Raw genomic sequence first — 9455 nt, forward strand, 5'->3', positions numbered from 1 at the left:
CGCCCGTACGGCCACGCGGGTGAGCCGGGTCCGAACGGGCAGGCCACGGGCGCTCGTTGCCTACGATCGTGACGTGGTCAACTTCTCCCTGGAACGCACCCCGCCGCTCTCTCCCGACGAGGCCTGGCGGCGGCTCACCCGGTGGCAGCGGCACGCCGACGTGGTCCCGCTGACCCGCGTGACCGTTCTCACCCCGGAACCGGCCCGTGAGGGCACGCGGTTCGTGGCGCGCACCGCGCTCGGCCCGCTCGGCTTCGACGACCCGATGGAGGTCACCGTCTGGCGCCCGCCGGCCGGCGGAGAGCCGGGCCTGTGCCGGCTCGAGAAGCGCGGCCGGGTGGTCCTGGGCTGGGCCGAGATCGAGGTGCGCGCGGGTCCGGGCGGACGGGCGCGGGTGGCGTGGCGGGAGGAGCTGCGGGTCCGCTTCCTGCCGGGCCTCTTCGACCCCGTACTGGCGGGCGCGGCGCGGTCGGTGTTCGGCCGGGCGGTGAACAGGCTGCTGCGGCGCCCGTGAGCGGCGGGCGGCGTCCACGAGCGGCGGGCCGCGCCGCCGGTGACGGCACCTGGAGCGCGGAAAGAGCCGTATGGCCCTCCTCACGGTCCCCGACGGCCCCGGACTGCACCTGCGAGGTAAGGGTAGCCTCTCTTCACTGAAAGGTGTCGTGGGGGCGGGTTCGCCCGGCGTAGTTCCGGAGACAGAATGAACAGTGGTGACCGGCATGTGGATACCGAGCCGGGCCGTACGGCCGCCGGTCCTGGCCCGGACGGCGCCCACCGGGCGCTGGCGGACCTGCCGCCCGGCGCGCGGGGCAGGGTCGTGACCGTGACCGACGACGGCTCCTCCCGCACGGCCCGCCGGCTCAGGGACCTGGGCTTCACCCCGGGCACGGTGGTGGAGGTGGTCCGCCGGGCCCCGCTGCGCGACCCCGTCGTCTTCCGCGTCAAGGACTACGACCTGTGCCTGCGCCGGGCGCAGGCCGCCTGTGTGCGCGTCGTCGAGGTGCGGCCGTGACCACGAGCTGCCACGGCGTCGCGGGCGAAGGGGAAGTGACCGCCGGGCAGCCGAGGTTCGCGCTCGTCGGCAGCCCCAACGCCGGCAAGACCAGCGTCTTCAACGGACTGACCGGGCTGAACGCCAAGACGGGCAACTATCCCGGCGTGACCGTCGCCCGGTTCGTCGGCGTCTGCCGCACCGGCGGGGACAGCTGCCTGATCGAGGACCTTCCCGGGACGTACAGCCTGGAGCCGATCAGCCCCGACGAGCGGATCACCGTCGACGTGCTCGACGGCCGCGTGGCCGGGGTGGCACGGCCGGACGCGCTCCTCGTGGTCGCGGACGCCACCACGCTGCGCCGCTCGCTGCCCTTCGTCGCCCAGGTGCTGGCGCGCTCCCTGCCGACCTGCCTGGTGGTCACCTTCACCGACGAACTGGCCCGCCGTCAGGGCACCCTGGACGTCGACGCGCTGGGCGAGGCCCTGGGCGTACCCGTGCTGGCGGTGGTCGGACACCGCGGGCGCGGGGTCGCGCGACTGCGGGACCGGCTCGCCGAGTGGGGATCGTGGCCCACGCCGGTCCTGGCGCCGCCCACCGACCCCGACGAGGTGGACGCCTGGGCGGAGTCGGTGCTGGAGTTCGCCGGCTACCGGGCCCCGGAACGGCACCGGATCACCCAGCGGGTCGACGCGGTGCTGCTCCACCCGCTGTGGGGCACGCTGGTCTTCTTCGCCGTGATGATGCTGTTCTTCCAGACCGTCTTCACGCTCGCCGCCCCCTTGCAGGGCGCGGTGGAGACCGTGTTCGGGCGGCTGTCGGAGCTGGTCTCCGCACACGTCGGCAACCGCTGGCTGTCCGGGCTGCTCGGCGACGCGCTCGTCGGCGGGGTCGGCGCGGTGCTGGTGTTCGTACCGCAGATCATGCTGCTGTTCCTGCTGCTCGCGCTCCTGGAGGGCGTGGGCTACATGTCGCGGGCGGCCTTCCTGATGGACCGGGTGATGGCCCGGGTCGGGCTGGAGGGCCGCGCGTTCGTGGCGCTGCTGTCGTCGTTCGCGTGCGCGATCCCCGGCATCATGGCCACCCGCACGCTGCCCTCGGCCCGGGACCGGCTCGCCACGATGATGGCCGCCCCGCTGATCACCTGCTCGGCCCGGCTGCCGGTGTACGTGCTGCTGATCGGGCTGCTGGTCGATCCCTCGTACCACGTGGGCCCGTTCGGCGCGCAGGGCCTGGTGATGTTCGGGCTGTACGTGCTGGGCGCGGTGTCGGCGATGCTGGCGGCGTGGGCGTTCAAGAAGCTGGGCGACCACCGCGGCGGGCTGCTGCCGTTCCACATGGAGCTGCCGCCCTACCGGCTGCCGTCCCCGCGTTCGGTGCTGGTGATGATGTGGTCCTCGGCCCGCGCGTTCCTGCGCAAGTGCACCACCGTCATCGCCGCCACGAGCGTGCTGCTGTGGCTGCTGCTGAACCTGCCGCTGCACTCGGCGGCCGAGCTGCGGGCGGCCGGTGTCGACACCACCGACCGGACCGCCGTGTCCGCCTACGAGGTCGACCACAGCTACGCCGCCGGCCTGGGGCGTCTCGCCGCCCCGGTGTTCTCCCCGCTGGGCTTCGACTGGCGCGTCAACGTCGGCGTGCTGTCCGCCCAGTCGGCCCGGGAGACCTTCGTCGCCACCCTCGGCCAGGTCTCGGCCGCGCAGGACCCCGAGAACCCGGCGCGGGCGCTGCGGACCATGACCTATCCGGACGGTCCGCACGCCGGTGAGCGGGTCTTCACCGCGCCCACCATCGCGGCGCTGCTGGTCTACTTCGCCTACGCGCTGCAGTGCATGGCCACGGTCGCGGTGCTGCGCCGGGAGACCGGCACGTGGAAATGGCCGGCGATCGCCTTCACCTATCTCACCGGGCTGGCCTGGGTGATGGCGTACCTGGCCCGGACGCTCACGGTGTGGCTGGGCGGGTGAGGGTCCGGTGATCCCCATCCACCCCCAGCCCGTGCCCGGTCACCCCGACCGGCTGCGCTGGATCGTCCCGGCGGACGCGATGCCGTACGCCGGTCCGCTCGCCGGGCTTCCCGGCCCGCTGGCCGCGCTCCTCGACGACGGCACGCTCGCCGGCGTCACGGCGGAGCCCGGCGCGGTGGTCACCCGTCTCGGGGCCGGCCGCACCTGGCCGGGCGCGGGCGCCCGGGTCCGTACGGCGCTGCACGCGGCGCTGGAGGACCGCGACGGCTGGACGCCCGGCCCCGGCGCGGACGGCGACCACGGCGACGCGCTGCTGCGCGCAGCCGTCACCGAACTGCTCACCGGCCCGGTCGGAGGCGTCGCCCGCTCGCACGGCGGGGGCATCGAACTGGTCGGCGTGCGGGACGGTGTCGTCACCGTCCGCCTGCACGGCGCCTGCCACGGCTGCCCCGCCGCCTGGTTCACCCTCCACCAGCGCCTGGAGGCCCAACTGCGCCGCACCTGCCCCCAGTTGCGCGAGATCCGGGCGGCCGCGAGCGCATGAGAAGACCGGGCGCACCCTCGGGTGTGCCCGGTCTTCCCGGGGCCGGCCCTCCACCTGGCCGGCCGGTTCAGTGGTGTCCGCCGGGGCGGGACAGGTCCCGTGCGGTGAGCACGAGCGCCGCGCCCACGCCGGTGAAAAGGGCGCCCAGACCCTGGACGAGCGTGGTCAGATGCCAGGCCTGATAGGCCGACAGCAGGGAGCCGCGCAGGGTCTCGCCCATGAACGCGGTCTGCCTGAGCCGGGTCAGCTTCTCGTCGTCGCCGCCGGTGGCGTGCAGTTCCTCGGTGATCTCCGCGTAGGTGCGGCCGCCGGTGGCGTGCGTGAGGTGGTCCTTGATCAGCTCGGCGTAGGCGTGGGCCTGCGGGCCGGTCCGCACGGGAGCGCCGGCGTGGGGCGCGAGGCGGGCCGGCAGGCCGTGGCCGGGGAACGCGATCCGCTGCGCCGCGAGTTCGGCGCGGATCTCCTTCCGGCCGCCGCGGCCCCGCAGCAGCATGACGGCCCCGGCGGCCACCATGGCCGCGCCGGCCGGCCCGACCAGGGCCGCGGCCCGGCGGTGCACACAACGCATGACGTGTCTTCTTCCCCTGTGGGCTGGGTGGCTGAACTCGTTCGGGCGGCACGGCCGGGCGGCCGCCGTCAGTGGTGACTCAGGAGCAGCCGCCAGGCCTCCGGGCCCCGCTGGAGGTACTCCACGGAGAAGGCGCCGGGGGCGCGGCCCTCGATCTGGGCGAGCAGCGGGAGCGGGTCGTGCGGGGCCACCAGCACCATGGCGCCGCCCGACGGCACGGCGTCGAGCGCGCCGAACACGGTGGCGTGGCGCAGGGCGTGGGGCACCTGCCGCACGTCCAGCTCGGGCACGGCCTCCTCGTCGGCGCCGCCGCAGCCGCAGGCCCCGCCGCAGCCGGTCTCCTCGGGCTCCTGGTCGTTCACTGTCCTGTCTCCTTGCTTCTCCCGGGCGCCGGCGGCGCCGTCGGTGGGTGTGTGGTGTTCGACCCGGTCGTGCATGTCCCCGAGCAGCCCGGCCAGGGAGACGTCGGGCTCCCTGGCGAGCAGGGAGAGCACCATGCCGTTCTCCTTGGCCACGTGCTCCTCGAACAGCACCTGGAGCGCCCGCGCGTCGGCGGCCGCGGCGACCGGTGCGGGGGCGTCACGCAGCGCGTCGACGAGCGCGGCCAGCCGGCGGTGCTCGCCGATCAGGGCCTCGACCAGCAGCCGGGCCTCGGGGATGCGGTGGGCGGCGGCGTAGAGGGTCTCCTCCTCGGCGGCGGCGTGCGGCAGCAGGTCCCGCTCGCAGAAGGCCACGAGGCCGGTCCGGGGACTCCCGGTGGTACGCGGATCGCTTTCGGTTGCGGTCAGCAGCAGACCGACGTGTCCGGCCATCTGCCCGACCAGGTGGGCGTGGTGCGCCTCGGCGGCTTCGAGGGCGGCGGCGTCCTCGGGGGCCGATGCGAGAGTGAGGGCGCTCATGGCGGTCCTCCAATGGTTCGGGGTGGTCCGGGTGCGGACCGGTCGGATGCGGTGGCCGGCCCTCCGGGCGCCGGGCCCGACAGGTCCGGGCCGACGCCGCACCGGGCGGGCCGGGCCGGGCCCGCGGCAACGGGGCCGGGACGGGGCGGGGCGGGCCGGGTGCCCGGCCGTGGCAGGTGGGCGGCCGGGCACCGGCCGGACCGGGGGCTCGCCGTGCCTGCCACGGCCGTCGGCACGAGAAGACGTGGCCGGACAGGCAGGGTGCGGCGATCGGCGGCGGGTCCCGGTCGGTCGAGAGCCAGCATCTCCGTCCGGCCGGGGCGGCGCTTGGGTCGTACGGTCCTTCCCTGCGAGGGCCGCTGGTCCCTGACCCGCGGCCCGGGGCAGGGCCGGACGGCGGCCGGGGAGGGGCCGCCCCGGCCCAAGGAGCCGCGCCGGGCGGGCGTCTAGCGTGCGGTTCCATGCACTACGGCGGCGACGTGGACCATCACGGCGCCCGCGAGCGAGGGGATCGGCGAACAGACATGACGGCACGTCCCGGACGGCCCGCGCCGCACGCTCCCGCGACGGCGGGACGCACGCCGTGATCCTCGAGGACCTGCGCACCGCCTGCCGCAAGGACCCCGCCCTGCGCGGCGCCCACGTCGTCGAGGTGCTGCTGTACCCGGGCCTGTGGGCGATCTGGTCGCACCGCGTGGCGCACCGGCTGCACCGGCTCGGGCTGCCGCTGCTGCCCCGGCTGGTCTCCCAGCTGTCACGCGCCCTGACCGGCATCGAGATCCACCCAGGCGCGGTCATCGGCCGCCGCTGCTTCATCGACCACGGCATGGGCGTGGTGATCGGCGAGACCGCGGTGGTGGGCGACGACGTGATGCTCTACCACCGGGTGACCCTCGGCGGCACCGGCTGGTGGACCGACACCCCGGGCGCCCGCCGGCACCCCGTCGTCGGCGACCGGGTGGTCCTCGGCGTGGGGGCCACCGTGCTGGGCCCCGTGCGCATCGGGCACGACACCGTCGTCGGGGCCAACTCCCTGGTCCTGTCCGACGTGCCCGCCCATGCCTCCGTCCGCGCCGCGCGGGCCGGCACCCTCGTACGCACCCGCGACGCCCGCGCGGCGGCGCACCGCACCACAGCTCCGCATCCGGAGCCGACCCGGAAGGCAGCCCCATGACGGCGATTCACCCCTCGGTCACCGCGCTGATCGGCCGTACCCCCCTGGTGGAGCTGTCCCGCTACGGCGAGGACCTGCCCGTCCGCCTGGTCGCCAAGCTGGAGTCCGCGAACCCCGGCGGCAGCGTCAAGGACCGTATCGCCCTGGCGATGATCGAGGACGCGGAGGCCACCGGCGCGCTCCGGCCCGGTGTCCGCATCGTCGAGCCCACCAGCGGCAACACCGGCATCGGCCTGGCCATGGTGGCCGCCGCCAAGGGCCACCGGGTGACCTTCACCATGCCGGAGAGCATGAGCGCCGAACGGCGGGCGCTGCTGCGGGCGTACGGCGCGGAGCTGATCCTCACCCCGGCCGCCGAGGGCATGCGGGGCGCCATCGCGCGCGCGGCCCAACTGGCCGATGAGCACGGCTGGTTCATGCCGCAGCAGTTCCGCAACCCGGCCAACCCGGACGCCCACCGCCGCACCACCGCCGAGGAGATCTGGCAGGACACCGACGGACAGGTCGACGTCCTGGTGGCCGGGGTGGGGACGGGCGGCACGGTCACCGGGGTCGGGCGCCTGCTCAAGGAGAAGAAGCCGGAGGTCACCGTGGTGGCCGTGGAACCCGCCGAGTCCGCGGTGCTGTCCGGCGGCTCCCCCGGCCCGCACCGCGTCCAGGGACTCGGCGCCGGCTTCGTCCCGGACATCCTGGACACCGAGGTCTACGACGCCGTCCACCGCGTCGGCCTGGAGGACGCGCAGGCCGCCTCCCGCCGCCTGGCCCGCACCGAGGGCATCCTCGCGGGCGTGTCCAGCGGCGCCGCCCTCCACGCGGCCACCACGCTGGCCCGCTACCCCCGGCACAGGGACGCGCTGATCGTCGTCGTCCTGCCCGACACCGGCGAACGGTACCTGAGCACCGGCCTCTTCACCTGACCGCGCGGAGACCCGGCCGCCCGTCCCCCGTCTCCGCGTCCCGCAGGGCCCGCCCCCAGACCGAGCGGGCGGCCGCCGCCAGCAGGAGGCGTTCGCGGGGCGGCCGCGGGCCGACCGGGCGCCAGACGAGGTCCGTGTCCGTGGCGGAGGCGGAGCGGGTGCGCAGGGCGACGACGTCGTCGTGGGCGAGCAGGGCGCGGCGGAACAGCGTGTGGCTGCCGGTGTCCTCGGTCGACGTGGCGGGATGCCACCCGTGTTCGGCGAGCCGGGCCAGTACGGCGGCCGCGTAGGCGGGCGCCCGCCGCTCGGGGAACCACAACAGCCGCAGACCGGCGAGGTCGTCCCAGCGCAGTTCCGGGCGGGCGGCCAGTGGATGGCGGCGCGGCAGCAGCACGCCGAGCGGCTCGTCGCCGATCACGCGCAGCTCCAGGCCCGCGGTGTCGTCGGCGGGCGCCCGCAGGATGCCGTACGACAGGGCTCCGGCGCGCAGGAGTTCGCCCTGGCGGGCGGAGTCGGCCTGTTCGTGGACGATGCGCAGCGGCCGGGCGGCGGTCAGGAGGCGCTCGGCGCGCTCCAGCGCTTCGGGCGGTACGCCCCTGCACACTCCCAGGGTCGCCGTCACGGGGACGGCGCGGGCGGCGGCCACCGCCGAACCCAGCGCGTCCAGCGCCTGGTTGACGCCGTCGAGGAGCAGCCGGCCGGCCTCGGTGAGCTCCATGCCCCGCGGCAGCCGCCGGAACAGCTCGGTGCCGACGCGGCGTTCGAGCGTCGCGATCTGCTGGCTCAGGCTCGGCTGGGCGATGCGCAGGCGGCGGGCCGCCTCCGTGACGGTGCCCGCCTCGGCGACGGCGGCGAAGTAGCGCAGCTGCCGCAGTTCGAGCCCGGCCTGCCCGGCACTCTCGGGGTCCATAGGCGTGAGCCTATACGTCCCGCGGTGACCGGTCTTGGCGCGGGGAGGCCCCCTTGCCGTTGGCTGGGGGCATGTTCGTGATCGTGTTCAAGTACCGTGCCCCGCTGGAGACCGTCGACGCGCTCAAGGAGGCGCACTACACCCACCCGGAGGGCGTGTTCGGCCGGGGGCTGGCCCGGCTCGCCGGTCCGCTGGAGCCCCGTACGGGCGGAGTGGTCATCGCAGAGGGGCCGCGCGAGGCGGTCGAGGCCGCGGTCGCCGCGGACCCGTTCGTCACCAGCGGCGCCGCCACCGCCGACATCCTCGGCTTCCGTCCCGTCTTCCGCGCCGCCCGCACGGCGGACGCCGGGAACGGGGACGGCGACGGCGACGAACTGTGAGGCTCAGGCCACCGACCCGATCCGCCGCGCCGAGGAGACCTGCCGGGGTGGTGCCGTGTCGTGGTGGATCGGCGTGTGCGCGCCGGTCAGGGACACTCCGCTGCCGCCGCGCCGGGCCGCGACGATCTCCGCGGCGATGGACAGGGCCGTCTCCTCCGGTGTGCGGGCCCCGAGGTCCAGCCCGATGGGCGAGCGCAGACGGGCCAGCTCCAGCTCGCTCACGCCGACTTCGCGCAGGCGCCGGTTGCGGTCGAGGTGGGTGCGGCGGGAGCCCATCGCGCCGACGTACGCCACCGGCAGCCGCAGCGCCAGTTCCAGCAGCGGTACGTCGAACTTGGCGTCGTGGGTGAGCACGCACAGCACCGTACGGCCGTCCACGCGGGTGCGTTCGAGGTACTTGTGCGGCCACTCCACGACGATCTCGTCGGCCTCCGGGAAGCGCGCCCGGGTGGCGAACACGGGCCGGGCGTCGCACACGGTGACATGGTGGCCGAGGAACTTGCCGACCCGGACCAGCGCCGAGGCGAAGTCGATCGCGCCGAAGACGATCATGCGGGGCGGCGGCACCGAGGACTCGACGAGGACCGTGACGGGGGCGCCGCAGCGGGAGCCCTGCTCGCCGATCTCCAGGGTGCCGGTGCGGCCGGCGTCCAGGAAGGCCGCGGCCTCACCGGCGACCGTGCGGTCCAGCTCCGGGTGCGCCCCGAAGCCGCCGATCGCGCTCTCCCCCGTCTCGTCCGGGCGGACCAGCAGGGCCCGGCCCAGCAGCTCGGCCGGACCGGACACCACGCGTGCGAGGGCCGCCGCCTCCCCCGAGGCCGCGGCGGCCAGCGCCGCCTCGCACACCGGCCGGGCGGGATCGCCCGCCCGTACCGGTGTGACCAGGATGTCGATGACGCCGCCGCAGGTCAGGCCGACCGCGAAGGCGTCCTCGTCGCTGTAGCCGAAGCGCTGGAGGACGGTTTCGCCGTCCGTCAGCGCCTGTTGGCACAGCTCGTAGACCGCGCCCTCCACGCAGCCGCCGGAGACCGAGCCGACCGCCGTGCCGCCGGAGTCCACCGCGAGGGCGGCGCCGGGCCGGCGGGGCGCGCTGCCGCCGACCGCC

At 75.6% G+C, this 9455-nt stretch carries 11 protein-coding genes; 7 read left to right on the forward strand and 4 right to left on the reverse strand.

Annotation, left to right across the window (positions count from 1 at the left end):
• Positions 1-73: 73 nt before the first annotated feature.
• From IE249_RS31265 to IE249_RS31280, 4 genes are all read left to right on the forward strand, one after another.
• Entirely contained in the window at positions 74-514 is a 441-nt protein-coding gene (locus tag IE249_RS31265) for an SRPBCC family protein (protein ID WP_189710239.1), read from the forward strand.
• Positions 515-700: 186 nt separating this feature from the next.
• The gene (locus IE249_RS31270; RefSeq protein WP_189710241.1) at positions 701-1012 is read left to right on the forward strand and encodes a FeoA family protein; all 312 of its coding nucleotides are present in this window, start codon (positions 701-703) and stop codon (positions 1010-1012) included.
• Positions 1009-2958 carry a ferrous iron transporter B gene (gene feoB / locus IE249_RS31275; RefSeq protein WP_189710243.1) on the forward strand — a complete coding sequence of 650 codons (1950 nt, stop codon included), beginning with the start codon at positions 1009-1011 and terminating at the stop codon, positions 2956-2958. Before IE249_RS31270 ends, feoB begins: the two co-directional genes overlap by 4 nt.
• Positions 2959-2965: 7 nt before the next feature.
• Positions 2966-3502, forward strand: coding sequence for a NifU family protein (locus tag IE249_RS31280; protein WP_189710245.1), 537 nt, complete (start codon positions 2966-2968; stop codon positions 3500-3502).
• Between the two features lie 67 nt (positions 3503-3569).
• Here IE249_RS31280 and IE249_RS31285 read toward each other — a convergent pair whose 3' ends face one another.
• Both IE249_RS31285 and IE249_RS31290 read right to left on the reverse strand, forming a co-directional pair.
• Positions 3570-4070, reverse strand: a complete 501-nt coding sequence (locus tag IE249_RS31285) for a hypothetical protein (RefSeq protein WP_189710248.1) — start codon at positions 4068-4070, stop codon at positions 3570-3572.
• 68 nt (positions 4071-4138) lie between these two features.
• Positions 4139-4969 (reverse strand): DUF2249 domain-containing protein, encoded by an 831-nt coding sequence (locus IE249_RS31290; protein ID WP_189710250.1) that lies wholly within the window; start codon positions 4967-4969, stop codon positions 4139-4141.
• Between the two features lie 583 nt (positions 4970-5552).
• Between IE249_RS31290 and epsC the strand changes: the two genes are divergently transcribed.
• Complete coding sequence (gene epsC / locus IE249_RS31295; RefSeq protein WP_229859643.1) at positions 5553-6143, forward strand: serine O-acetyltransferase EpsC; 591 nt, start codon at positions 5553-5555, stop codon at positions 6141-6143.
• Entirely contained in the window at positions 6140-7060 is a 921-nt protein-coding gene (gene cysK, locus IE249_RS31300; protein WP_189710252.1) for a cysteine synthase A, read from the forward strand. Before epsC ends, cysK begins: the two co-directional genes overlap by 4 nt.
• On the opposite strand, the gene IE249_RS31305 is transcribed toward cysK, so the two are convergent.
• Entirely contained in the window at positions 7053-7970 is a 918-nt protein-coding gene (locus IE249_RS31305) for a LysR family transcriptional regulator (RefSeq protein WP_189710254.1), read from the reverse strand. The genes cysK and IE249_RS31305 overlap by 8 nt on opposite strands.
• A 71-nt stretch (positions 7971-8041) precedes the next feature.
• Between IE249_RS31305 and IE249_RS31310 the strand changes: the two genes are divergently transcribed.
• A complete protein-coding gene (locus tag IE249_RS31310) occupies positions 8042-8350 on the forward strand; it encodes a YciI family protein (protein ID WP_189710257.1) in 309 nt (102 codons plus the stop codon).
• A 3-nt stretch (positions 8351-8353) separates the two neighbouring features.
• Here the strand turns inward: IE249_RS31310 and IE249_RS31315 are convergent.
• A partial coding sequence (locus IE249_RS31315) for an XdhC family protein (protein WP_229859644.1) occupies positions 8354-9455 on the reverse strand: 1102 nt, incomplete at its 5' end.

Origin of the sequence: Streptomyces anandii JCM 4720 (genome assembly GCF_014650655.1) — a bacterium.
GTDB lineage: Bacteria > Actinomycetota > Actinomycetes > Streptomycetales > Streptomycetaceae > Streptomyces > Streptomyces anandii.

What these genes read in the sequence shown, in the direction of transcription:
- IE249_RS31270 (WP_189710241.1), top strand. Translation starts at nt 701, where the DNA reads ATGAACAGTGGTGACCGGCATGTGGATACCGAGCCGGGCCGTACGGCC.
- IE249_RS31285 (WP_189710248.1), bottom strand. Translation starts at nt 4,070, where the DNA reads ATGCGTTGTGTGCACCGCCGGGCCGCGGCCCTGGTCGGGCCGGCCGGC.
- IE249_RS31290 (WP_189710250.1), bottom strand. Translation starts at nt 4,969, where the DNA reads ATGAGCGCCCTCACTCTCGCATCGGCCCCCGAGGACGCCGCCGCCCTC.
- cysK (WP_189710252.1), top strand. Translation starts at nt 6,140, where the DNA reads ATGACGGCGATTCACCCCTCGGTCACCGCGCTGATCGGCCGTACCCCC.
- IE249_RS31305 (WP_189710254.1), bottom strand. Translation starts at nt 7,970, where the DNA reads ATGGACCCCGAGAGTGCCGGGCAGGCCGGGCTCGAACTGCGGCAGCTG.
- IE249_RS31310 (WP_189710257.1), top strand. Translation starts at nt 8,042, where the DNA reads ATGTTCGTGATCGTGTTCAAGTACCGTGCCCCGCTGGAGACCGTCGAC.